Source organism: Bradyrhizobium sp. BR 10261 (genome assembly GCF_019455395.1).
In the GTDB taxonomy this organism is placed as follows: Bacteria; Pseudomonadota; Alphaproteobacteria; order Rhizobiales; family Xanthobacteraceae; genus Bradyrhizobium; species Bradyrhizobium manausense.
In genome coordinates, this window is sequence record NZ_JACOFQ010000051.1 from 1 (window position 1) to 21852 (window position 21852).

Annotated in this window: 23 protein-coding genes, 1 tRNA gene and 1 pseudogene; 11 read left to right on the forward strand and 14 right to left on the reverse strand. The window is 63.3% G+C overall.

The window, feature by feature from the left end:
• Both HYH07_RS34830 and HYH07_RS34835 read left to right on the forward strand, forming a co-directional pair.
• Positions 1-303 (forward strand): annotated as a pseudogene (locus tag HYH07_RS34830) (GNAT family N-acetyltransferase); the annotation flags it as partial.
• A 153-nt stretch (positions 304-456) separates the two neighbouring features.
• Entirely contained in the window at positions 457-771 is a 315-nt protein-coding gene (locus HYH07_RS34835; RefSeq protein ID WP_220006697.1) for a hypothetical protein, read from the forward strand.
• Positions 772-796: 25 nt separating this feature from the next.
• On the opposite strand, the gene HYH07_RS34840 is transcribed toward HYH07_RS34835, so the two are convergent.
• Positions 797-1249: a hypothetical protein gene (locus HYH07_RS34840; RefSeq protein WP_220006698.1), complete on the reverse strand. Its 453-nt coding sequence runs from the start codon at positions 1247-1249 to the stop codon at positions 797-799.
• A 1343-nt stretch (positions 1250-2592) separates the two neighbouring features.
• On the opposite strand from HYH07_RS34840, the gene HYH07_RS34845 reads away from it, so the two are divergent.
• Positions 2593-4443, forward strand: coding sequence for an alkaline phosphatase family protein (locus tag HYH07_RS34845; protein ID WP_220006699.1), 1851 nt, complete (start codon positions 2593-2595; stop codon positions 4441-4443).
• Positions 4444-4512: 69 nt separating this feature from the next.
• On the opposite strand, the gene HYH07_RS34850 is transcribed toward HYH07_RS34845, so the two are convergent.
• On the reverse strand, positions 4513-5097 hold the full coding sequence (locus HYH07_RS34850; RefSeq protein WP_220006700.1) for a hypothetical protein: 585 nt from the start codon (positions 5095-5097) through the stop codon (positions 4513-4515).
• A 394-nt stretch (positions 5098-5491) separates the two neighbouring features.
• Here HYH07_RS34850 and HYH07_RS34855 point away from each other — a divergent pair, with 394 nt between their 5' ends.
• The gene (locus HYH07_RS34855) at positions 5492-6151 is read left to right on the forward strand and encodes a peroxiredoxin (RefSeq protein ID WP_057751633.1); all 660 of its coding nucleotides are present in this window, start codon (positions 5492-5494) and stop codon (positions 6149-6151) included.
• 111 nt (positions 6152-6262) lie between these two features.
• Here the strand turns inward: HYH07_RS34855 and HYH07_RS34860 are convergent, their stop codons facing one another.
• A complete protein-coding gene (locus HYH07_RS34860) occupies positions 6263-6655 on the reverse strand; it encodes a DUF2177 family protein (RefSeq protein ID WP_220006701.1) in 393 nt (130 codons plus the stop codon).
• 87 nt (positions 6656-6742) lie between these two features.
• On the reverse strand, positions 6743-8473 hold the full coding sequence (locus tag HYH07_RS34865; protein ID WP_220006702.1) for a methyl-accepting chemotaxis protein: 1731 nt from the start codon (positions 8471-8473) through the stop codon (positions 6743-6745).
• A gap of 169 nt (positions 8474-8642) precedes the next feature.
• On the opposite strand from HYH07_RS34865, the gene HYH07_RS34870 reads away from it, so the two are divergent.
• Both HYH07_RS34870 and HYH07_RS34875 read left to right on the forward strand, forming a co-directional pair.
• Entirely contained in the window at positions 8643-10034 is a 1392-nt protein-coding gene (locus HYH07_RS34870) for a deoxyribodipyrimidine photo-lyase (protein ID WP_249781182.1), read from the forward strand.
• Between the two features lie 68 nt (positions 10035-10102).
• Positions 10103-10408 (forward strand): histone, encoded by a 306-nt coding sequence (locus HYH07_RS34875; RefSeq protein WP_220006703.1) that lies wholly within the window; start codon positions 10103-10105, stop codon positions 10406-10408.
• A 48-nt stretch (positions 10409-10456) separates the two neighbouring features.
• Here HYH07_RS34875 and HYH07_RS34880 read toward each other — a convergent pair whose 3' ends face one another.
• The 3 genes from HYH07_RS34880 to HYH07_RS34890 form a co-directional block, all read right to left on the reverse strand.
• Positions 10457-11200, reverse strand: a complete 744-nt coding sequence (locus tag HYH07_RS34880; protein WP_220006704.1) for a hypothetical protein — start codon at positions 11198-11200, stop codon at positions 10457-10459.
• Positions 11201-11282: 82 nt separating this feature from the next.
• Positions 11283-12161, reverse strand: a complete 879-nt coding sequence (locus HYH07_RS34885) for a DMT family transporter (protein ID WP_220006705.1) — start codon at positions 12159-12161, stop codon at positions 11283-11285.
• Between the two features lie 90 nt (positions 12162-12251).
• Positions 12252-12698: a hypothetical protein gene (locus tag HYH07_RS34890; RefSeq protein ID WP_057751653.1), complete on the reverse strand. Its 447-nt coding sequence runs from the start codon at positions 12696-12698 to the stop codon at positions 12252-12254.
• Between the two features lie 308 nt (positions 12699-13006).
• Here HYH07_RS34890 and HYH07_RS34895 point away from each other — a divergent pair, with 308 nt between their 5' ends.
• Positions 13007-13270, forward strand: a complete 264-nt coding sequence (locus HYH07_RS34895) for a hypothetical protein (protein WP_220006706.1) — start codon at positions 13007-13009, stop codon at positions 13268-13270.
• Between the two features lie 36 nt (positions 13271-13306).
• On the opposite strand, the gene HYH07_RS34900 is transcribed toward HYH07_RS34895, so the two are convergent.
• Positions 13307-13768 carry a host attachment protein gene (locus tag HYH07_RS34900; protein ID WP_220006707.1) on the reverse strand — a complete coding sequence of 154 codons (462 nt, stop codon included), beginning with the start codon at positions 13766-13768 and terminating at the stop codon, positions 13307-13309.
• A 264-nt stretch (positions 13769-14032) separates the two neighbouring features.
• Here HYH07_RS34900 and HYH07_RS34905 point away from each other — a divergent pair, with 264 nt between their 5' ends.
• Entirely contained in the window at positions 14033-14320 is a 288-nt protein-coding gene (locus HYH07_RS34905) for a hypothetical protein (protein ID WP_220006708.1), read from the forward strand.
• A gap of 87 nt (positions 14321-14407) precedes the next feature.
• Here HYH07_RS34905 and HYH07_RS34910 read toward each other — a convergent pair whose 3' ends face one another.
• Positions 14408-14725 carry a hypothetical protein gene (locus tag HYH07_RS34910; RefSeq protein ID WP_220006709.1) on the reverse strand — a complete coding sequence of 106 codons (318 nt, stop codon included), beginning with the start codon at positions 14723-14725 and terminating at the stop codon, positions 14408-14410.
• A gap of 33 nt (positions 14726-14758) precedes the next feature.
• On the opposite strand from HYH07_RS34910, the gene HYH07_RS34915 reads away from it, so the two are divergent.
• Positions 14759-15724, forward strand: coding sequence for a helix-turn-helix domain-containing protein (locus HYH07_RS34915; RefSeq protein WP_220006710.1), 966 nt, complete (start codon positions 14759-14761; stop codon positions 15722-15724).
• 146 nt (positions 15725-15870) lie between these two features.
• Here HYH07_RS34915 and HYH07_RS34920 read toward each other — a convergent pair.
• From HYH07_RS34920 to HYH07_RS34930, 3 genes are all read right to left on the reverse strand, one after another.
• Positions 15871-15947, reverse strand: a tRNA-Arg gene (locus HYH07_RS34920).
• Positions 15948-16105: 158 nt separating this feature from the next.
• Positions 16106-16609, reverse strand: coding sequence for a hypothetical protein (locus HYH07_RS34925; RefSeq protein WP_220006711.1), 504 nt, complete (start codon positions 16607-16609; stop codon positions 16106-16108).
• A 160-nt stretch (positions 16610-16769) separates the two neighbouring features.
• Complete coding sequence (locus HYH07_RS34930) at positions 16770-17327, reverse strand: hypothetical protein (protein WP_220006712.1); 558 nt, start codon at positions 17325-17327, stop codon at positions 16770-16772.
• 156 nt (positions 17328-17483) lie between these two features.
• On the opposite strand from HYH07_RS34930, the gene HYH07_RS34935 reads away from it, so the two are divergent.
• On the forward strand, positions 17484-17870 hold the full coding sequence (locus tag HYH07_RS34935; RefSeq protein ID WP_220006713.1) for a VOC family protein: 387 nt from the start codon (positions 17484-17486) through the stop codon (positions 17868-17870).
• 28 nt (positions 17871-17898) lie between these two features.
• Here the strand turns inward: HYH07_RS34935 and HYH07_RS34940 are convergent, their stop codons facing one another.
• Positions 17899-18396 (reverse strand): hypothetical protein, encoded by a 498-nt coding sequence (locus tag HYH07_RS34940; protein ID WP_220006714.1) that lies wholly within the window; start codon positions 18394-18396, stop codon positions 17899-17901.
• A gap of 259 nt (positions 18397-18655) precedes the next feature.
• On the opposite strand from HYH07_RS34940, the gene HYH07_RS34945 reads away from it, so the two are divergent.
• Positions 18656-19009: a GrlR family regulatory protein gene (locus HYH07_RS34945; protein WP_057751670.1), complete on the forward strand. Its 354-nt coding sequence runs from the start codon at positions 18656-18658 to the stop codon at positions 19007-19009.
• Between the two features lie 67 nt (positions 19010-19076).
• Here HYH07_RS34945 and HYH07_RS34950 read toward each other — a convergent pair whose 3' ends face one another.
• The gene (locus HYH07_RS34950; RefSeq protein WP_220006715.1) at positions 19077-21764 is read right to left on the reverse strand and encodes a PAS domain S-box protein; all 2688 of its coding nucleotides are present in this window, start codon (positions 21762-21764) and stop codon (positions 19077-19079) included.
• Positions 21765-21852 lie beyond the last annotated feature (88 nt).

Sequence of the window (21852 nt, forward strand, 5' to 3'; positions counted from 1 at the left end):
CTGCTGCGCGGCGGCAAGCTTGCCGCGTGGGGCGTGATCCGCCCCTGCCGGACCGGCCATAAGATCGGCCCGCTGGTAGCTGATGACCGTGCCGCGGCGGAAGCGGTTGCGCAGGCCTTGCTGGCGAGCCCCGGCTGCAACGAATTTGTGCTCGACATCCCCGCGAGGAACCGCGATGCTATTGCGCTTGCGGAATGCCTCGGGCTGAAGCCGACATTCGAAACGGCGCGAATGTACACTGGACCGATCCCGTCACTGCGGCTCGACCGCGTGTTTGGCGTAACCAGCTTTGAACTAGGCTAATTCGATTTTGAATTAGGGTCGTGCCCACCTGGAATTTGTAATCTGGTTCACGTCGCCGCTGTGGCGCAACGTGTATGCATGCTGCATCCGCCGATTTTGCCGGACGGCTCGAACGACATTTGTTGACCAGCGCTATTTGATTGAGAGGATTTCATGAGCGAAGCCAGAACCAAGATCCGCTCTTCCCGGCATACGGCCGACGACACGGAGCGCCTCGGCATCGCAGCCGCGTTGGTGCTTGCCGTTGCGGCGGCCCTTGGGCTTCACACGCTCGTCTCCGTGCCGACGATCCGGGAAGCCGCGCGGGCCGAGCTCACGCGCGTCATTGCCGATGAGGATCGGGATGTCTGCGGACAGCTCGGGCTGCGCCCGGGAACGAACGCGTTTGTCGTCTGCAGCCGTGAGCTCGCCAATGTCAGGCGAAAACAGTCCGAGCGCGACCAGGCGGCCGCCGCGGGCTTTTTGTAGCAAGCCGTGAAATGCGGCGCGCTGCTCAGTAGCAGCGCGTGATGTTGACCGTGTGCTCGGCGCCACCGCGGCCCGGCACCGTCACCTGCTCCGTTGGGCAGCTCGACACATAGGGCCGGTCTGAGGGCACGACGTTCGGCGGGAGGCGATGCGCCCAGTCCCAGGGAACGTCGTAGGTGTAGGTATATCGAACATCGTTGGTGGCGGGCTGGTCGGCATAGGCGAACGGCTCGCTGTAGCCGGCTCCGTCGTTGTAGAAAGCGCCGCCACCGGGCCAGTAAACCCAGGGATTGTTGAAGCGATGGCCGTGGCCATGGAACCGCGCGCCCGGCGCGATCGGCGGGCGCACTGCCGGCGCGGCGGTCACCATGCCGTGCGGCGCGGCGCCGCCCGGTCGTGCAAAGCTTTCGCTGGAGCTGAGAAGCAGCGCGGCTGCGCTGAGCGAGGCGAACAAGGCCCCATATGATCTGGACATCATGATACGCACCACACTCGTTTGGCTTCGCGAGCCTGCTCCCCATCGCAACGCTAGGCCGGTCCATCACCCGTCCGCAAACCTATAATTAATTATTGGTTAAGGCACGCGATTAACGCGGAACCCAGGTGGTCTCGTAGGGTGGATTAGACGACGGCTGCGCGAAGCAGTCGGCGACGTAATCCACCGCGTTTATCACCGCGAAGAGGACAGTGGTGGATTACGCCTTCGGCTAATCCACCCTACGAAGGGGCGACAAGATCTTGCGTTGGCTGTCGGGCAAAACACCCAAAATGCCGGTCAATCCGCTCGCCTAAAAATATTCAACTTTACCGAAATTCGGAAATGGCGTATGTGTCGTCGCAACCCGGCCCATGGAAGAGGGGCGTATCGCGATCGTCACGACGCGGGCCGGACGGCGGTGGGCGTGGGTCACATCGGCGCGATCAGGCTTTGCAGGGCGGGCAACCGTGAGCGAAACCATCGCGCAAACGACCGGTGTGGTTCCTGCGTACGGCAAAATCGTGTGGTCCTGGCGCCCGGAGCCTGTGCGCCAAGGCTCGTGGTGAGGTGCGATGTCCAACCGGACGTGCACCTCAGTCATCTGCGAGACGACGGGGGCAATAGTGCATCGCTCCCCGGGGAGATCACGACATAAGCCGTCAAACCACTGCGCAGGGAAGGCCGGATGTTGCGGCTTCACCTGTATGCCGCTGTGCAGCCTCTTGTAGCGCAGACTATCGCACAGTGGACCGCGGGTGCCAGTCGGGCACCCGGCCTTCCCTGCACCCTCTTTCATTGAGGGTTAAGGCGATGAAAACAAAGCTCGGGCGAGATGAGCCGCGAGGATGCGAAAGTGTGTCTGCGATGAAGATGCGGATTGAAGAGCGACGCCGCCACCACACACTCCGTCATTGCGAGCGCAGCGAAGCAATCCGGAGATGTCGCGGAAAGACTCTGGATTGCTTCGCTGCGCTCGCAATGACGGTGTTGATGCAGGTGTGCCCAAAACGCAAACTCGTGCCCCGGACGCAGCGCAGCGTACCCGGCGATGCGGAGCATCGTCCGGTGCGGTGCGCTGCAGAGCCGGGGCCCATCTATCAGCGAGCTCTGACGCTTGCTGGGTCCCGGCTCTGCGCAGCAGCGTAAGAACGCTGCAGCGCGTCCGGGACACCAGAGGCTCGCTCTTCTTCGCCCCGCAATGACGAAACCGTGGATGCTCCTCGCCTCACCATCACTTCTGCATGCCCGCTAGCTCTTGTAACATAATCGTCATACAGCAAAACTAAACGATTGCCGGGGGCCGCGGATCAGCGGCCGAGCCGCCTCACCGCCAGGAGATTTCGATGCGACGTTCACTGCTGTTGCTGTCCGCCGGGCTGACAGTGCTGTCCAGCGGTTTTGCCTCCGCTGAGAACAACACGCCCCGCAACCTGATCCTGTTCATTCCCGACGGGCTTCGCGCGCTGAAGGTCACCCCCGAGACCGCGCCGGCCATGGCCGAGGTCCGCGACAAGGGCGTCAACTTCAAGAACTCGCATTCGCTGTTCCCGACTTTCACCATGGCCAACGGCTCGGCGATGTCGACCGGTCACTACCTCGGCGACACCGGCGTGTTTTCCAACACGATCTGGACCAACTACACCTCGGTGCCAGCCGGCGACACGGTGGTGCCCTTCATCGAGAACGACGCCGTGCTCGGCGACATCGACGAGCATTTCAAGGGCGACTATCTCAACGAAGAGACGATTCTGAAGATGGCCCGCGACAGGGGCTACAGCACCGCCGCCCTTGGCAAGCACGGTCCAACCTATCAGTTCGACCACACCGACAAGCCCGAAAAGCCCGGCCTGCATTCGGTCGTGTTCGATGACGCCACCGGCGGCAAGATCGGCGTGGCGCTGTCGGACGAGGTCAAGGAGGCGCTGACCAAGGCCGGCCTTCCCCTCGCCGCGCCGTCGCGCGGCGACAACGCAAAGGCGGGCGACGCCAAGACGCCCGGCACCACGGTCGCCAACGTGGCGCAGCAGGCCTATTTCGCCGACGTCGCCACCAAGGTGGTGCTGCCGATGTTCAAGGCACGCAACAAGCCGTTCGTGCTGGTGTTCTGGTCGCGCGACCCTGACGGCACCCAGCACAATCAGGGCGACAGCCTCAACCAGATTATGCCAGGCATCAACGGCCCGAGTACGATGGCGAGCATCAAGAACGTCGACAACAATCTCGCCCAGATCCGCAAGGCGCTGGACGAGCTCGGCCTTGCCGCGAGCACCAACATCATGATCCAGGCCGACCACGGCTTCTCGACCATCTCCAAGGAGAGCAAGACCAGCCCCTCGGCCAAGGTCGGCTATGACGACACGCCGAAGGACTTCCTGCCGATGGGCTTCGTCGCCCTCGACCTGGCCAAGGCACTCGACCTGCCGCTATTCGACCCCAACGACAAGAACGCCGCCGTTAGCGGCAACGCTCATCCGAAGGCTGGCAACGGCGTGCTCGGCAAGGACCCGACCAAGCCCGACCTCGTGGTCGCCACCAATGGCGGCTCGGACCTGATCTATCTGCCGAACAAGAAGCTGGCGGCCAGGACCATCAATGCCCTGCTGGAGCAGGACTACGTCTCCGGCCTGTTCGTCGACGACGCCCTCGGCCGCTTCCCCGGCACCCTGCCGCTGTCGAGCATCAATCTGCGCGGCAAGGCGGCGACGCCGACGCCGGCGATCGTGGTCAACTTCCGCTCCTATGCCAGCGAATGCGGCGAGGCGCCGACCAATTGCTCGGTGCAGGTGGCCGACACCGTGCTGCGTCAGGGCCAGGGCATGCATGGCAGCTTCAGCCGCGGCGACACCTACAACTTCATGGCGGCGATCGGTCCGGACTTCAAAGCCGGCTATGTCGACGAGCTGCCGGTCAGCAATGCCGACGTCGGCATGACGGCGGCGCAGCTCCTCGGCCTGCGCGGTTCGCACAATGGCGGCCTGGTCGGCCGGGTGATGTCGGAGGCGCTGCCCAACGGCGTCGTGCCGAAGGCGTTCAAGTCAGTCGAGCGGTCGAAGAAGAAGTCCGAGAACGGTCTGGAGACCGTGCTCAACGTCCAGCGCGTCGGCAGCCAGCGTTATTTCGACGCCGCCGGATTCCCCGGCCGCACGCTGGGGCTCGAGCCGGAGAGCGGCAAACAAAAAACGGCGGGGAAATAACCCCGCCGCTTACTCTCGCGCCTCGCAAGGGGCGCGGGACTATCTCGGTTCTTACAGGCCCAGATTCTTTTACATTCCAATGTCGAAGACGTTAGGCAGTTGGCCCGCCAGAGGCAGCGCGGTGGCACCCAGGAAGGTCGCCACCATTGCCATCAGGCGACGGTTGTTCTGGCGCTTGCCGCGCATCTGGCCGGCGATCCACTCCAGCATCTCGCTCTTGACCTTGGAGGCATAGGACGGCGCCCAGCTCTCGATGTCGGTGTCCTGCGCCAGCGCGACGCTGCGCGGCGGCACTTTCAAGCCCGAAGCGCTCGCGGCATAATGGGCGACGGCCTTGGCCAGCAAATCGTCGAAGCGGCCCCCGTCGGCACGTTCGGTCCCGGCCTCATTGATCTCGAACAGCGCCTCGGCTTCGGCACGGCTGACCGGCTGGTCGTTGACCGCGGCGGCGGTCAGGATGCGCGCGCACCAGGCGGTGTCATCGGCATCGATGGAGCGGGAGAAGTGCACCCTGCCCTTGGTGGTCGGGCCTTCCCCCGTGATCACGCCGTCGCGCACAATGGTGAGGGCATGGGCCGCGGTGTCGCGGCAGGACGGTTCGAGGGACGGCGACTCAACGGACTCTTCAAGGGACTTGGGCAGTGCGGCAGACATAGTTCACTTCCAGATTTCTTCTGATCGACCAGCATTTTCATGCGGGCGTAAAGGGGTGGTTAATGATTGGATTCGGGGGTCGCGACTTTTCTCGATGGTTGCCGATTAGTCGCTGCGAGGACCGTTCCGGTTCCGTAAGAGCGTCGGGCGGGCGTGATGCGGGTTATAGAAGGCATTATCGGGGCAAGCGAGACCGTGAAGCCCCGGTGGAGATGTTTCGCCGCAGGTGCGGCCGTAACAAAATTGTGCTGAGAAATCAGCCCTTCAGAGCAAGAATTCACATTTTACTTCAAGCCGTTCAGTTGGCGTTCACTTGGCGCCGGCAAGCCCCTATACTGGGCCTGACGGTCAGACGGTAATTTCCAAGCAATTTCAATGCGATGAGGTCAAAACCATGACACTTCCGATCGGCACCACCGCCCCCGACTTCGAAGCCGAGACCACTGAAGGGAAGATCAAGTTCCACGATTGGATCGGTAATAGCTGGGCCCTGCTGTTTTCCCACCCCAAGGACTTCACGCCGGTTTGCACGACCGAGCTCGGCGCACTCGCCAAGCTGAAGCCGGAATTCGACAAGCGCGGCGTTAAGCTGATCGGCCTCTCGGTCGACCCGATCGACCGCCATGCCAAATGGGCCGAAGACATCAAGGAGACGCAGGGCGCCGCGCCGAACTATCCCTTGATCGGCGACACCGACTTCAACGTCTCGAAGCTCTACGAGATGCTGCCGGCCTCGACCTCTGGCGATCCCCTCACCCGCACGCCGGCCGACAACCAGACCGTCCGCAACGTCTTCATCATCGGACCGGACAAGAAGATCAAGCTGGTGCTGGTCTATCCGATGACCACCGGCCGGAATTTCCAGGAGATCCTGCGCGTGATCGACTCGCTCCAGCTCACCGCCAAGCATCGCGTCGCAACGCCGGCCGACTGGTCGCAGGGCGAGGACGTCATCATCGCGGGCTCGGTCTCCAACGACGAGGCCAAGACGATCTATCCGCAGGGCTGGAAGGAACCGAAGCCCTACATCCGCATCGTGCCGCAGCCGAAATAACCAATCGTCATCCCGGGGCGATGCGAAGCATCGAACCCGGGATCTCGAGATTCTCCGGTGTGCAAGCGCGCACCGGGGTTCGGTCGTATGGACCGCCCCGGAATGACGGTGTCAAGTCACACGATCCGCCACCAACAGACCCGCGGTCGACGAGACCGCGGTCACCACCGCGCCCCAGCCGATGTCGACGAACGCGACCGGCCAGCTCCAGTGCTTGAGCAGTGCCAGCGCGGTGAGATCGAACGTCGCATAACAAAACAGGCCGAACAGCGCGCCATAGAGCAGCGTCGATTGCCAGATTGCATCCGCAGAGCCGCTGACAAAGATCAGAACGCCGCCGACATAGAGCAGGTAGAACAGGATCGTCGGCAAAGGCTTCAGCTCACCCAGCATGTCGCCAACTTCCGCGGTGAAAAAGCCCTTGGCGATCAGACCAAGGAACAGGAAATCCAGCCCGGTCAGGACGAGCAAGGTTACGACGTACAGGATGGCAATGCGGTTCACTGGCGGCCTCCCTGCCCTCGAGAGACGGGGCAGACACCGTCAGTTACGCTAACGGCGGGCCTAGGGTTTCAGCCCGCCAGACTCCAATCAAGCCGCTTGCACGCGGTCGAGGAAGCTGTCGACCTCGGCCTTCAGGCTCAGGCTCTCGCCCGACAATGCCTGGGCGGAGGCAAACATCCGGCTCGAGGTCTCGCCCGTCTCGCTCGCGCCTTCGGCGGCCTGACGGACATTGACGGCCACGTCGGCGGTGCCCGAGGCGGCCGCGCGAACGCTGGCCGCGATATTGTGCGTGGCGCTGCGCTGCTGCTCGACCGCAGCCGAGATCGAGCCCGCGATGCCGCTGATGCGCTCGATGGTCTCGGTGATCGCCTTGATGGCGGTGACCGACTCCTCGGTCGCAAGCTGCATGCTCGCGATCTGTGTCGAGATCTCGTCGGTCGCCTTCGCGGTCTGACCCGCGAGCGTCTTGACCTCCTGGGCCACCACCGCAAAGCCACGGCCCGCATCGCCCGCGCGCGCCGCCTCGATGGTGGCGTTCAGCGCCAGCAAATTGGTCTGCTCGGCGATCGAGGTGATGAGCTTGACGACGTCGCCGATGCGCGCGCCTGCTTCCGAGAGCTGCGCGATGCGCTGATCGGTGGCCTCGGCCTGCTGCACCGCCTCGGCGGAGATCGCGTTGGATTCCTGTACCCTTTTGGTGATCTCGGAGATCGACTGCGAGAGCTCGTCGGAGGCTGAGGCCGCCGCTCGGACGTGGTCGGAGGCCTGCTCGGATGCGCCGGCCGATTTCGCCGACAGATCAGCGGTGGAGCGCGCGGCGTCGGTCAATTGCCGCGCCACGCGCTCGAACTCGCCCGAGGAACGCAGGACCTTGTCGAGCATGCCGCCGACGCCGCTGCGGAATTCAGCAACGAAGTTGCGAAGGTCGGCCTTGCGCTGCTCGGCTGCCGCGGCCGCGGCTTCCGCCTGTTCGCTGCGCATCCGCGCCCGCTCCAGCGAATTGCTCTTGAACACCGCAACGGTGCGCGCGATCTCGCCGATCTCGTCGGCGCGGTCCTCGCAATCGATCGTAACATCGCTCTTGCCATTGGCGAGAGCCGTCAGCGAGCGGGTGACCGAGCTCAGTGGCCAGGTGACGCGGCGGACGACCAGCATGGTCAGCACCAGGACCAGCAGCGCGGCGATGCCGGCCGCAATCGCCATGCTCGCGATGGCCTGAGACAGCATGGTCTCGTACTGCGCCATGGGGATGCCGACATAGAGAATGCCGACGATTTTGCCAGTTGCATCCGAAATCGGGAAATAAGCCGTCATGAAGGACTTGCCGAACAGCGTGGCCGGCCCCTTATAAGCCTCGCCACGGCGCAGCCCGGCTTGTGCCGGATGGTCGGCGGCAAGCTGGGTGCCAACGGCACGGTCGCCGTTCTCCTTTTTCACGTTGGTCGAGCGGCGGACGAACTGCCCGCTCGCATCGTCGAACACGAACAGGGTCGCATTGCCCCCGACATAGGACACCGCACGATCGACGATGGCGTGATCTTTGAACTCAGGCATCTTGGCGATCTCGGCGCGCGCCACCGCACCATCGCGCATGGTGATCCTGGCGTCAGGAACGACCTCGGCGAAGGCCAGCGCCAGCGTGCGCAGGCTGACCTCGATGTCGCGCAACGCGCGATCGTTGAAGGCGGAGGTAAGAGACCAGTAGCCGGCGCCGACCACCAATGCGGTATTCATCGCAATCAGCAGGACGGCGCACAGGACGGCCTTGGTCCCCAGCTTGAACCGAGGCAAGAACTTCACTGTCGATGAGTTGGTCATGAATGGAACTACCCCCGGAATTCCTGCATATTCATGCAATCCGCTTACGGCCCCATTAACGCTGGTTCACACCACCTCCCGCGCCATACTTTCCAAAGCGTAAACGAGGACGCACCTGCCCCCGCCAAGCCCCCGGCCTGTCATCGTCTGGCTCCGCGACGACCTTCGACTGTCCGATCACCCCGCCCTGCACGCCGCCGCCAGGTCCGGCGCGCCTGTGATTTGCCTTTATGTGCTCGACGAAGCGGCCGCACGGGCCCTTGGTGGCGCTGCACGCTGGTGGCTGGCCCAATCGCTGCGCGCGCTCGACGCCGACATTGCGGCGCACGGCGGATCGCTGGTCCTGCGCAAGGGATCGGCGGCCCGGGTGATCACCGAAGTGGCGCGGGAGACTGGCGCAGGCGCCGTCCATTGGAATGAGATCGCTCAGGCCCCGCATCAGCTCGTCGAGAAACAGCTCGAAACAGCGCTGGCAAGGCTCGGCGTGGACTCGCAAAGTTTTCCCGGCGACTTGCTGGTCCAGCCGTCGGCGATCCGCAACAAGGAAGGCCGGGGCTTGCGCGTGTTCACGCCATTCTGGCGGCGGGTGCTGTCGCTCGGCGCCCCACCGAAGCCGCTGCCCGCACCGAAGGAGCTGCGCCCGGGTCCGAAGATCGCGAGCGACAGATTGGAGAGCTGGCAGCTCGAGCCAAGCACGCCCGACTGGGCCGGTGGCCTGCGCGAGAGTTGGACGCCGGGCGAGGCATCAGCCCGGGCGCGTCTGCGCGACTTCCTCAAGCACACCGTGCACACTTATGCCGGCGACCGCGACCGCCCCGATCGCCGGAGCACCTCGGGCCTATCGCCGCATTTGCGGTTTGGCGAGCTTAGCCCGCGCCAAATCTGGCACGCGGCGCGCTTCGCCGCGGCGGAGAATCCGGGGATTGGCTCAGGCATCGACAAGTTCCTGAGTGAGCTGGGTTGGCGCGAGTTCTGCCGCCACCTGCTCCACGACCATCCGAATCTCGCCACCGAGAACCTCCAAACCAACTTCGACGACTTCCCCTGGAAGGCTGACAAGAAGGCGCTCGCCGCCTGGCAGCGCGGCTGCACCGGCTACCCCATCGTCGATGCCGGCATGCGCGAGCTCTGGCACACCGGCGTGATGCACAACCGGGTCCGGATGGTGGTCGCATCGTTCCTGGTCAAGCACCTGCTGAACGATTGGCGCGATGGCGAAGCCTGGTTCTGGGACACGCTGGTCGACGCGGACGCCGGCAGCAATCCGGCCAATTGGCAATGGGTCGCCGGCTGCGGCGCCGATGCAGCACCTTATTTCCGCGTGTTCAATCCGGTGCTCCAGGGTGAGAAGTTCGATCCTGAGGGAACCTATGTCCGGCGCTGGCTGCCGGAGCTGAAGGACATGCCGGCAAAGCTGATCCATCAGCCGTGGCAGGCCACACCAATTGAGCTTGCGAGCGCAGGCGTTACACTCGGAAAGACCTATCCACAACCGCTCATCGATCATGCCAGGGGACGCGAGCGAGCGCTCGCCGCCTACGCAAAGATCCGCAAAGGTTGAGCGTTGCTTTGACACAATTGTGAAACCCGCTATCGTCATCGTTCCATGCAAACCGTGGGGGACACGATATGGACGACGACAAACCGATCACCGCGCAGGTGATGGAGACGATGACCACCGCCGTGGAAGCGACCAAGGACGCCGCCGTCACCGCCGTCAAGAAGGTGAAGAAAGCCGCCAAGAAGGTCGCGAAGAAATCCGCGCCCAAAAAGGCTTCGAAGAAGAAAGCCAAGAAGACTGCAAAGAAGGCTGCAAAGAAGTCCTCGAAGAAAGCGGCCAAGAAGTCCGCGAAAAAGGCTGCCAAGAAATCTGCCAAGAAATCTGCGAAGAAAGCCACCAAGTCGAAAAAGAAGGCCAAGAAGGCCAAGCGCTGATCACGGCGCAAAGTGGGCCTCCGGGTGTGGGCGCGTCCGGAGGCCCTCCTACCCTCGCCGCTTGGCGGCGCGCCGGCCCGGGTGATGCTGGCCCTTCGGATCGCGAAACTCGCTGCGATGGCCCCGCCGGTCCTCCTTCGCGAAGCGTCGCCGCTTCCCAGGTGAGCCGAACGCCCTGATCACCTTCCGTCCGTTGACCTTCTTGATAACGTAGCCGCCTTCGGTCATCGAGAACGGCGCTGTCAGCGTTCCCTTGTGGTCGAATCTGGTGCCGCGGGGATGCCTGAACGGCTCGAACCAGGACGGATAGACGAAGTTCGACATCGGCAAACCGTCGACGTCAAAAGTGTCCTCCTCCACGGCGTCGCAGACTTCATAGGCGTATTGCGTGTTCCGATTTTGGTCGGCCCAGAGATTGGCCATGGGATCGAGCACCATCTCAAACAGTTCGTGCGAGGCCGCCACGCTGACCGCCTCGCCATCCAGCGCCTTGACGAAGATCTTCGAGATCGGTTGGCCGCGATAGGTCAACTCGTGGCGTCCAAGCATATTCTTGTGCAGGGCATCGTCGAAATAGACCAATTGCCAGTCGGTGGCCTTCGGCTTGCGCGTGACATAGAGGTCGACCGGATAGCCCCACACCGGCAGGAAATGCTTGTCGTAACACTTTTGCAGTGCCGCGGTGAGCAGCCTCATATCGCCGTCGCCAATCGACTCCCGGGCATAGTTGATGCAGGCAATCCTGACCGGCTTCATGGACCTGCCGAGCAATGCGCGTTTTGCCGTCTTCATGGAAATCACCGTGTGCGCGGGCCGCTGAAATACGGTCAGCCTAACATGATCGACCTTGCACGTCAGGGATGTATTCCCCCGCCTACGCGCCGAAGCGGCGGTTGACCACGAACACCGCAGCCGCGCACATCGCCATGCCGGCGATCGCCAGCGCGTCGAGCTTCTCGCCGAACAGCAGATAGGCCATCAGCGAAGTCACGGCTGGCACCAGGTAGAACAGGCTCGCGACCGACGTCGCCGCAGCGTGGCGGATCAGCCAGTACAACAGGCCGATCGATCCGATCGAGAGCGCAACGGCAAGCCAGCCAAGCGCGAGCACGAACTCCCGTGTCCAGTGCACGACCCGATCCTCGAACAGGAACGCGCCGAGCGTGAAGAAGATCGTCACCGCCACGTACTGCACGAGATTGCCGGCACGCCAGTCTATGCGGTTGCAGTAGCGGCGCTGGTAGAGCGTGCCAAGCGTGATGCTGATCAGCGAGACCACCGAGGCGAGCCAGCCCAGCCCAGCTTCGCCGGACATCGGGCGGTTGTGCAGGATCAGCGCGACGCCGCCGAGGCCCAGCACGAGGCCCGCCCATTGCACCGGGGTCACCTTCTCGCCCAGCCAGCGGTTGGCGATCGTCGAGGTCAGGATCGGCTGCAGCCCCGGAATGAGCGCGGAGAGCCCCGCCGGAATCGAATGCGCGATCGCAATCGCGGTGCCACCGAGATAGAAGCCGTGGACGAGGATGCCAGCGACGGCGCTATGCGCTATCCCGGCGCGATCAGGCCATTTCGGTCGGGCGACGCCTGCGATGATTGCCATCAGGCCGACCACCACCGCCATGCGGATGGCGAGGTAGGTGAAGGGATCGGCGTCGTTGACGACGTATTTGGTGGCGATAAAGCCGGTGCTCCAGAGCAGGACGAACAGCACCGGCGCTGTGCGGGCAGCGAGATGATCTTGGTTGTGATTCATTGCGCCCCTCATTGCCCGAGCGAGCGGTCGTGCGGCAATGCGAATTTCTGATGCTGCGCTGCGATGGACGCGGCGGCTCAGATCAGCCGCTCACCATTCTTCCGGACAGGGATCGATGATCTTCCAGAGTTCGACCCCGTTCTTGATCTTCTTCATGTCGGTGGTGAGCCCGCCATTGCGGCGGATCCAGTCCTTCACCGTATCGGGATAGTAGGACATCAGGTCGGACGTCCCTTCCGCACTGGTGACCTTGATGCCGAAGGTGAAGGCCTTGTCGTAGTAGGCCTGGTGGAAGCCGAGGCTCGCCTTGGGCGTCACGCAGATCTTGTTCAGCGGCACGATGCCGAGAACCAGCGTGCAGGCCGAATTGCAGATGCCATCGATGATCACACGCTCGCCGGTGTCGCGGACGCGCTTGTATTTGGCCTTGTACTCCTCGACATAGCCGCCGTGGTCGCGGGTGATATGCAGCTGGGCCCGCGCGGGAGTAGCGGCAGCGACGAAGAGCAACAGCAGGCTGAGGAGCGTGATGCGCATGGCGGCTTGACGACGAAAACCTTGCAAGGAAACGTACCGACCCCGAAGAGCACCCCAAACAAAACCCCAAAGGAGCCGGCGCGAGAAATCTTTAACCGGATTCTCTTTGGCCATACTTGTGTGGGGAATTCGTTAAGCATCCCGAAAAGGCCAAAAATGGGCAGCGTTCGCCCCTGGGTCCGGCAATTCTGTCACACCCGTCGAGGAATCTGCTGGATTTGACCCGATTTCCAGGTTTCAGACGGGTGCCCCGGCGGCCCGAAATGGCTATAGATGACAGACTTATTTGCGGGTTCCGGAGAATCGAGATGAGCAAGCTGGCCCTTGTAGCCGCTGTTGCTGCCCTGTCGGCGGCAGTCCTTGCCCCTGGCTACGCGGAGGCGCGGGTGCACCACCGACACCATCGCTATTACGCCAATCCGCTGCCCTACCCGATCAGCTATCTGCACAATTATGGCCCGGGTATCACCCCCGGCACCTTCGCCTACTATGACGGCCCGTCGACCAATCACTGCTACCAGAGCGCGGCTGGCTATGTCGGTCAGGACCGCCGCCGGCACCCCTGCTACTGAGGGGCGCGGCAAGCGTCCTCTCCCGGCGGGCAGTCCCTATCCGACCGCCCCCGACTGCAGCAACTGCTTCTCGATCTCATAGACCGGCAACTTGACGAGGTCCTTGCCGACCTCGCCGCGAAGCGCCCTGCGCACAGCGTCCGAATAATCGGTCCGGATCATGCCCAGCGCGCGCGGTGAGGCCACCATGGTCAGGCCCGAGGTCTCCCCGGTGCTGAGCGCGGTATCGAGCCGCTCAGCCAGACTGCGCAGGAAGGTGCGTTCGGCCTCGTCGTGCCAATCGGTCTGCTCCGCCGAACTGCGGGCACCGCCGACCGACGCATGGAGCCTGCCAGGCGCGTCGGTCCCTTGCGCGGCCGTGGATGGATTGTCCTGCTCGCGAACCTCCCTGGTGTGAAGGTTCGGAAACATCTCGTCACCGAGATTCTCCAGGATGAGCGCCTTGCGTCCGTCGCACACGACGAGCCAGTCGCCCTTGTCGATCCTCATCTTGCTCATTGCACTGCTCCAAACCATCTGTGCGCCTATTCTTCGAATTCGGAGAAGGACGGCCCACTGTTGCAAGATTAGGCACGAAGCCGCACTGACGAATTGCGCAGGATCAACGAGGGCTGCGATGATCGAAGGGCTGGCTCGGCAAGTGATGGTCAGGCCCACGACGGAGGAGCGGAAGATCTGTTCATCAGCATTACATTTCGGCTCCGCCACAATTTAATCAGAACAACTTCGATATCCTTCGTTGCGTAAACGGAGGAATACATCATGAATCTCAAGATCGGCTTCGTCGCCGCGTCCCTGTTCGGTGCTCTTGCGGCATCGTCAACGGCGTCGGCCATGCCGGTTGCGCCGGCGCCAGCGACCGCGCAGGTCTCTGACGTCGAGCAGGTCCGCATGGTCTGCAACGCCTGGGGACGCTGCTGGTGGCGGCCGAACGTCTATTACGGCTACGGTTACGGGCCCGGATATGGATATTATGGGCCGCCGCGCTATTACGGCCCGCGTTATTATGGCCCGCGCTACTATGGCTCTTACGGCTATCGCCGCTGGTGAGATTTGCAGGGGCCTCTGGGCCCCTTCGCTTTTGCGAGATAGCGGGACTGCCACGGCCGATCAGCCTGGCGCAATTCCAAAACTGATCTAGATCAAAGATAAAATTTGCCGTGCTGTCATTCTGTCTTGATGGCTGATTTGATTGTTTTCCGATGCCCACAGACGGGCATGAATGTGCAAACCCATCTCGAAAGGCGGCAGGAGCACGAGGGCCGGAGCTTTGAATCCTTTAGCTGCCCCGCCTGTACAAGGCTCCATTTCATCGACCTTACCACCGGTCAGCCGATGAGCCGCGAACGTTGACGGTGATATCGATGGCGGCATGATGTCCGCAATACTACGGCCGGAAATCCGGTTTACTGAATCGCCATGTTTCGCCATGGATGGCCACATATCGACGTTCATTTTATTGTCACATTGCAGCATCCGGCCAGACGCATGTTCTTCGACGCTCTCGCCCCCTCCTCCGCGCTCCAGGTAACCCGGTTTACCGATGTGGACTCGTTTCGACCGGCCGAAGCCTTGGAAGATTCCCGGAGCATTCCCCTCGACGTCGCCAATTTCGCGGCAGCGCGAGCAATCGTGAACCTGCCGGCATGCCGGATCATCGTCGCAAGGTCGTTTGCGCGCATCCTCGAGACCACCTACCGCGCGCCGGGCGGCATGGTGATCCTGCCCATGAGCGATGATCTGCGCGCCAGTTCGAGCGGAATGGAAATCGATTCGCGCTTCTTCATCGCCCTGCGCGGCAACCACCATTGCCATTTCGTCGAGCCCCAGATCAATCATCACGCGTTGATCATGTTCTCGCCCACGCTTCGGGACCGCGGCTGGTTCGATCATGCCGATGCCTTGTGGGTCCGCATTGCCGACCCCTCCGCACAAACCTACGCGCGGCAGCTTGTGCAGGACATCCTGCGGACCGCGTCGGTCCAGCCCCAGATGTTCGAGACCACGGAGGCCGCCGCCCATCTTCAGGAGGGCCTCCTGCTCGCCTTCGACGACCTGTTTCGAATGAACCCGCTGTCGGATCGCTGCGCCCCAAGAGCGGGCGTACGGTCGGCCAGGCTCGTGCAGCAGATCGACGACTACGTCAGTGCCTATCCGACCGCTCCGATCTATACGGCCGATCTCGCCGATGAATTCGGCGTCTCGGTCCGGACGCTCGGGGGCGCCGTAGCCAAGGTGCGCGGCATGAGCCTGCATCAATACATCCGCCTGAAGCGGCTTTGGGCCACGCGCACGCAGCTCCTCAGAAGCGGGGGCACCTCAATCGCCTCGTGCGCGCGCGCCCAGGGCTTCCATCACCTCGGCGAGTTTGCCGCGGCCTATCGCGCGACCTTCCACGAAGCGCCCTCGGACACACTGGCGCGGGCCCGGCAAACCCGGCTCCGGGCCAGTTAACGCGCAGTCATCAAGCGCGCTGCCGGATAACAGGCCCTGTTCGCGGCCTTCAGGCGCACCCCCTGCCCATGACCGCGGGCGGCTTCCCTGTGGATGACGCGTTCCCTGTTCCGGAATCTATCCGCAGCTGACGGCCCGTCATGGCTTGGCGCGCTCGGAGAGATTCGAACTCCCGACCCTCGGAATCGAAATCCGATGCTCTATCCAGCTGAGCTACGAGCGCCTGCCCCGGGTATTGGGGTATTGGGCCACCAGCCGAAGCGCCGCGGTCGTATGCTGGCAGGCCAGCACACCGACGACGTTCGGTTCGGTTCGAATTAGCAGAGAGGCCGGACAATAAAAAGCCCTCCCGTCTCGTTTCGAGACGGGTCAAAAGCGCTCTCACCAAGTGGTGTTGAACAGACCGAAATGTGGCTGCTGCGCCACCAGCATCATCGGCTGGCCACGCTGCGGCATCGGACGCGCCCGGACGACCTTGCGCCTCGGGTGCGCCGGCGCCTGGGGCGTCTGGGCCTGGGCAAGCTGAGCTTGCGGACCGGCGCCAGCCTTCTTGGCCGCAGCCGCATCGGCTGGCGTGAGCTGAGCGAATGTCTCGCGCACCTGTGCCTTGGCCGACATGTCAGCCAACACGTCTGCCTGCGCGGTCGGCTGCGGCGCCGCGGCGGAAGCCGTCTTCACCACCGGCGCGGCAATGCTAGGTTGGTTGGTGTCAAGCACGACCCGGTCAGGCAAATGGCGATCGGACCTGATCCGGATCAGCGGCTGGTCGTAGCTCGCAACGCCCACGGGTTGGGCAATCGGCGCTATCGTCCAAACGAAATCTGCCGCAAACAGCAATGCGAGCAGCGCTCCGCCGACGAACATGAAATACCGAAAGATGGGCATTGACCGCGCTCCGCCCCCCGCATCCCCGCGTGGGCCCATCGCCTCAACCGGCGATCCTCTAATTGGTTCCTGCGCCCAGCCTTAGGTTCAATTGGCAACGCGAAGATTTTTGGCCAAGGGGCAAGGACGGTAACTTTTCCGCTAGCGGAATGTGGGCCCCTCAGGCCCGCCGCGCCGTCACCAGCGAACACTTCGCTTGATCGGCGTTCACGTTGACGAATCCAACGGGAACGCGCGCAAAAGTCTTGCGGCTCTTCATGCTGACCGTATCCGCCAGAACGCGGCTGCGGTCGGTCAGGTGGCTGCCGTCGCGCCGCGTGAACGCACAGACGATCTCGAGATCCTTTACGGCATAGTCGTTGCCATTTCGCACGGTGAACGTCACCAGCGCCTTCGAGCCGAGTCCGCCGCGACGCCAGGTCTGCGACGAGATCTTCATCCGGTCGAGCCCGGCGGCTTCCAGTGCCGAGGTATCTGAGGCTGAAATTGGCGAAGCAGAATCGTCACTTGCCAGTGCCAATTTCAGGGGTTCGGTTTGGACGACATTGCCTTCGGAGGGAGGCATCAACAGCCAGACGGAAGCGCCGACCACGCTCACGGCCAGCAGCCACAATAGGCCTCGTTTCAGCCAAATGCTGGTGGCCGCCTGGACCCGTTGCCGCTCCTCGCCGTTCCCGACGAAAGGTCCCAGTCCGGTCTGGCCAAGCCCTGATTTCATGGATGCATGGATGCGTTGCTCGCTCCTCGTTTAATCCGCGAGACGAATTGAGGTTCCCGCCGCTGGCAAATCTCAGGGCGGAGCCATAGTGGCGATCATCGATGGGGATCGCTAACATGCGCTGCAACATCGAAGGCCTTATCGGGAGGAATTGAAATGCCTGTCGCCGTCACCTGGGATCACGTCCATCTGCGCAGTCCCGATCCGGAAGCGACCGCGGCCTGGCTGCGCGATATCCTTGGCGGCGAGATCGTGCGCGCCCCGGGGCGAATCGACGTAAATCTCGGCGGCGCAAGGATCTTCATCGCGTCGCTGGAAGGTGACAGCGCCGTCAACCCGCCGCCTCCACATCCGCATCAGGGCCTCGACCATTTCGGTCTCACCGTGAAGGACATCGACGCTGTCGCTGCCGAAATCAAGGCCAAGGGCGTGACGTTCACGCGCGAGCCGACCACGATTCGGCCCGGCGTACGCATCTGCTTCATCCGTGGTCCCGAAGGGATCTCCGTCGAGCTGCTCGAGCGCGACAAGAAATATACGTGACGCGGCGGGCGAGGCGCCGCCCGGCCAGCTAGGTCATGCTACCGGGCATAAAGCAGCGAATGGTGACGCCCATATAGCCATAGATCGGCCACACCATGGTTCGTCCAACCCGATTGGGCTCCGAGATCACGGCCTCCTCAGGCACGTCAACCCAGACCAGCTCTTGCTGCTTGCCTTCGATGACGTAGCCGAGGCGCGGGATGCGGACACGATAGTGCCCGTCCTTGCTCTCCCAATCGGAATCCGATATCGCCGAACCGTCGGCATCGGAGCAGCATGGTCCCTTGCCGCTGCGTAAGCTGTCGAACCAGGCCTTCAGCTCGGTACTGGTGTTGACGAACTGGCCGCGGTCGCGCGCGTGCCCGAGCGGGGCAACCAGCGCGATCAGCGCCAGCGCGCATGCTAAACTTGCCGCGCTTCGCCATCGTGTAGAACGGCCGATCCGCCGTCGTTGCATTTCAAAAATCGTGGGACGCGCATCGTACAGACGCGGCTCATCGCCGCCGGAATTGATCCAGTTGCTCACGTTCGTCTTGCTCCAGCACCCCGCGGCCAGTGCAACAATGGTTATGCATTTCGCGGGCCAACTCTGATTCGCAACGACTGGCCTCGCTGCATGATCAGACCGTCATATCTGCATTACAGACAAGCCGGGACGACTACGGGTCGCATGCCGGCACGGGACACCGCCGGCAAAATTGCCGCGTTGCGCGAGGGGTTGCGCTTTGGCATAAAAGCTTCACCGGTGACGCCATTGGGCGATGGTGGCCGGCCGATGGGACGTTATGAAGAACGGCCTCTATTCGATTCACGTGAGCCTGCTCGATGGTCGAGTCGGCAAAGGCAGCGGCGTGATTCTTTTTCGCGACGGCAAGATCCTGGGCGGCGATGCCTACCTCTATTACACCGGCCGCTACGTGGTGAAGGACGACCACACCTTCAAGGGCGAGGTGCTGGTGCAACGACACACCACGCCGCGCGGCGATGACAATCCGCTGTTCGGTGGCCCTGCCCCTGTTGGCATCGGCGTCAGCGGGACCTACACCGATACTCGTGCGGAGATGACGGGAACGGCGCTGGTCGGCAAGGCCAGCCTGATTTTCGGCGCGACCCTGCACAAGCTCGTCGACGTCGATTAGCGCGTCAAAACAAGAATCTAGAGCCCCCGTTCCGATTCCATCGGAACGGGAAAGGCCCTAACGCGAACTATTCTGCGGCCTGCTCCAGCGGTGCGACTCGCGGCAAGATCATCTGGATGCGCGTGCCGCCGCCAGGCTCGGAATCGAGATCGAGCCGGCCGCCGAGCCGGTTGGTAACGATGCTGTAGACGATGTGCAATCCGAGACCGGTACCGCCCTGGTCGCGCCGCGTGGTGAAAAACGGATCGAAGGCGCGGCGCCGCACGTCGAGGCTCATGCCACAGCCATTGTCGGAGACGATGACCTCCACATTGTCCTTGCCGGACTCGCGCACCTGGATGTCGATGATCCCGGGACGTCCGTCGGGGAAAGCGTGCGCCACCGAATTCAGGAACAGATTGGTCAGCACTTGGCCGTACGGGCCGGGATAGCTGTTCATGGTCAGATTGGGCTGGCACTCAACGTTGAGCGTCAGGTTCTGCTTGCGCAGGCCCGGGCGCAGGCTCATCACCACCTGCTCGGTGAGGTCGGCGAGGTCGAAGGTGCGCTGGTCTGAATAATTGCGATCGGCCGCGACCTGCTTGAATGACTGGATCAGCTCGGCCGCACGATTCAGATTGGAGACGAGCTGCGAGGACGCATCGCGACTGGTGTTGAGATAGTCGTTAAGCGTCGAGCGGCGAAGCTCGCCGCGCTCGACCTCGGCGCTGAACATGGCGGTCTTGCGCTCGAGCGCAGAGGCGACCGTCAGGCTGATGCCGACGGGATTGTTGACCTCGTGCGCGACGCCGGCGACCAGGCGTCCGAGGGCGGCGAGCTTCTCCGCCTCGATCAGCGAGGCCTGGGTCTCGCGCAGATTGCGCAAGGCGGTTTCGGCGGCGTCCTTGGCCTTGCGCATCTCCTGCTCGCCGCGCTTGCGTTCGCCGATGTCGAGCGCCACGGTGACGATCCGCTCGATCTCGCCCTCGGCATCGAGCAGCGGCAGCTTGTTGACCAGCCATTGCCGCATGTTGCCGGAGGCGTCCTTGTATTCCTCCTCGTAGAATCCGAGCCCCTTGCGCTGGCTCAGCACTCGCTTGTCGTTCTCGTCGGTCTTGGCAGCGCCATAGCGCGACATCAGGTCCGCGGTGGTGCGGCCGAGCGCATCACCGGGCTCGATGCCAAAGATGCCGGCCATGTAGCGGTTCATCAGCACGTAGCGGAGATTGCGGTCCTTGACGTTGATGACCGCGGGCACGGTGTCGATGACCTGCTGCAACAGGCGCCGGCCTTCGGCGATGGCATCTTCCGCCCGTTTCTGGTCGGTGATGTCGCGCAGCGTGCCCTCGTAGCGGACGATCGTGCCCTGCTCGTCCCGCACGCCGGTTGCGCTGTCGGAAAGCCAGAGGATGTCGCCGCTGCGTTGGCGCACTTGATACTCGAACTCGCGCACCATGCCGTCGCGATGCATCAACCGTTGATATTCCGCGCGCGCCTCGGAATGGACATAGATGGTGTGGGCGATGTCGTTGATGCTGTCGATCAGGTGCTGCGGACTGTCATAGCCCATCATCCGCGCCAGCGCCGGATTGGCGTTGAGAAGATCGCCTGCCGGCGTCGTCACGTAGATGCCGTCGACCGAGCCCTCGAACAGTTTTCGGTAGCTTTCTTCGGCCAGCCGCTGCTCGGTGAGCGCGCGCACCGCCGCTTCGCGGGCCGTATCGGCCTCCTCCAGCGCACGGCGGAACACTTCGGCCGCGCGTGCGATATCGCCAATCTCGTTGTTGAGATCGGCCGACGGGATCGACGTATCCTTCACGCCAGCCGCAAGCGCGCGGATCGAGCGCGCGATCTGCGCCAGCGGCCGTACCGTGCGCCCCACCACGAGGACGGCGGCGAGGATGCCGATCAACACGCCCATACTGCCTAGGACGATGCTCTGCCAGCGGGCCTCCGCCAGCGTCCGGGCAAAGTCGCGCGACAGCACATGGCCACGGCGGTCGCTGACGTCGCGCAGCAATTCGGTGACCCGGCCGATCAGCCGGCCCTCGGTGCCCAGCACCTCGCGGTCGATATCGGCGATCTGCCGTTCGCGCACGGCGACAGCGATGATGGCATCGGCGTAATTGTTCACCGCCGTTTTCAATTTGCCATCGGCAATGTTCATCGTCCGCATGCCCTGGGCTGCCTGTTCGGCCGCCGAGGGATTGCGCGCGAGCAGCCCAAGCGCGATCCGGCTCTGGGCTTCCGACAGGCGCGCGGCGAGATCACGGTCCCCGCTTTCGGAGACCGCCGCGTCGAACTGGTCGCGCAGCGGGGGCAGCCCGGCGAGCAGTTGCGCGCGGCGATCGATCAGGGTCGATATCCGATCCAGCCCGCTGCGATAGGTCGCGAGCCGCTCGGAGACGCCGTCGATCATGTCCTGCTGCTCGGGCGCGAGCTCGATCCGGGTCTTCTTGAGGATGTCGCTCAGCGTCGAGGCGGCCTCGCCGACCTGCTTGAACTGGATGCCGGCGCCGGGGTCGGTGACGAAGTCACGCGCGGCGAGGCGCAAATCATTCATGCGGCGGTCGATGTCTTCGGCGAGATCGCCGACGCTTTGCAGCCGCTGGAGCTCGGCGAAGGTGGCATCGATGTGCCGGATCGCGATCACGCTCGCAGTCGAGGTGACGATGATCACCGCCAGCACCAGGATGAAGCTGCCATACGTCATCTGGCCGATCGATAGCGAAAATGATCGCTTCGGCGGCGGATTCGGTGGCGTTTCGGCGGACATTGGGGCGGAACCGGACTCCATACGCCCCTAATATACGCTGTATCGCCCCTCCGGGGGAACATGCCTCCACGGGCCGGAAGGGGCTGTT

Bases quoted from the DNA above. Each gene is read 5' to 3' on its own strand.
- HYH07_RS34925 (WP_220006711.1), bottom strand. From the start codon at position 16,609: ATGCCCATCTTTCGGTATTTCATGTTCGTCGGCGGAGCGCTGCTCGCA.
- HYH07_RS34845 (WP_220006699.1), top strand. From the start codon at position 2,593: ATGCGACGTTCACTGCTGTTGCTGTCCGCCGGGCTGACAGTGCTGTCC.
- HYH07_RS34895 (WP_220006706.1), top strand. From the start codon at position 13,007: ATGAGCAAGCTGGCCCTTGTAGCCGCTGTTGCTGCCCTGTCGGCGGCA.
- HYH07_RS34840 (WP_220006698.1), bottom strand. From the start codon at position 1,249: ATGATGTCCAGATCATATGGGGCCTTGTTCGCCTCGCTCAGCGCAGCC.
- HYH07_RS34945 (WP_057751670.1), top strand. From the start codon at position 18,656: ATGAAGAACGGCCTCTATTCGATTCACGTGAGCCTGCTCGATGGTCGA.
- HYH07_RS34930 (WP_220006712.1), bottom strand. From the start codon at position 17,327: ATGAAATCAGGGCTTGGCCAGACCGGACTGGGACCTTTCGTCGGGAAC.
- HYH07_RS34935 (WP_220006713.1), top strand. From the start codon at position 17,484: ATGCCTGTCGCCGTCACCTGGGATCACGTCCATCTGCGCAGTCCCGAT.
- HYH07_RS34950 (WP_220006715.1), bottom strand. From the start codon at position 21,764: ATGTCCGCCGAAACGCCACCGAATCCGCCGCCGAAGCGATCATTTTCG.
- HYH07_RS34910 (WP_220006709.1), bottom strand. From the start codon at position 14,725: ATGAACGTCGATATGTGGCCATCCATGGCGAAACATGGCGATTCAGTA.
- HYH07_RS34890 (WP_057751653.1), bottom strand. From the start codon at position 12,698: ATGCGCATCACGCTCCTCAGCCTGCTGTTGCTCTTCGTCGCTGCCGCT.
- HYH07_RS34905 (WP_220006708.1), top strand. From the start codon at position 14,033: ATGAATCTCAAGATCGGCTTCGTCGCCGCGTCCCTGTTCGGTGCTCTT.
- HYH07_RS34915 (WP_220006710.1), top strand. From the start codon at position 14,759: ATGTTCTTCGACGCTCTCGCCCCCTCCTCCGCGCTCCAGGTAACCCGG.
- HYH07_RS34865 (WP_220006702.1), bottom strand. From the start codon at position 8,473: ATGACCAACTCATCGACAGTGAAGTTCTTGCCTCGGTTCAAGCTGGGG.
- HYH07_RS34835 (WP_220006697.1), top strand. From the start codon at position 457: ATGAGCGAAGCCAGAACCAAGATCCGCTCTTCCCGGCATACGGCCGAC.
- HYH07_RS34880 (WP_220006704.1), bottom strand. From the start codon at position 11,200: ATGAAGACGGCAAAACGCGCATTGCTCGGCAGGTCCATGAAGCCGGTC.
- HYH07_RS34875 (WP_220006703.1), top strand. From the start codon at position 10,103: ATGGACGACGACAAACCGATCACCGCGCAGGTGATGGAGACGATGACC.
- HYH07_RS34900 (WP_220006707.1), bottom strand. From the start codon at position 13,768: ATGAGCAAGATGAGGATCGACAAGGGCGACTGGCTCGTCGTGTGCGAC.
- HYH07_RS34850 (WP_220006700.1), bottom strand. From the start codon at position 5,097: ATGTCTGCCGCACTGCCCAAGTCCCTTGAAGAGTCCGTTGAGTCGCCG.
- HYH07_RS34885 (WP_220006705.1), bottom strand. From the start codon at position 12,161: ATGAATCACAACCAAGATCATCTCGCTGCCCGCACAGCGCCGGTGCTG.
- HYH07_RS34855 (WP_057751633.1), top strand. From the start codon at position 5,492: ATGACACTTCCGATCGGCACCACCGCCCCCGACTTCGAAGCCGAGACC.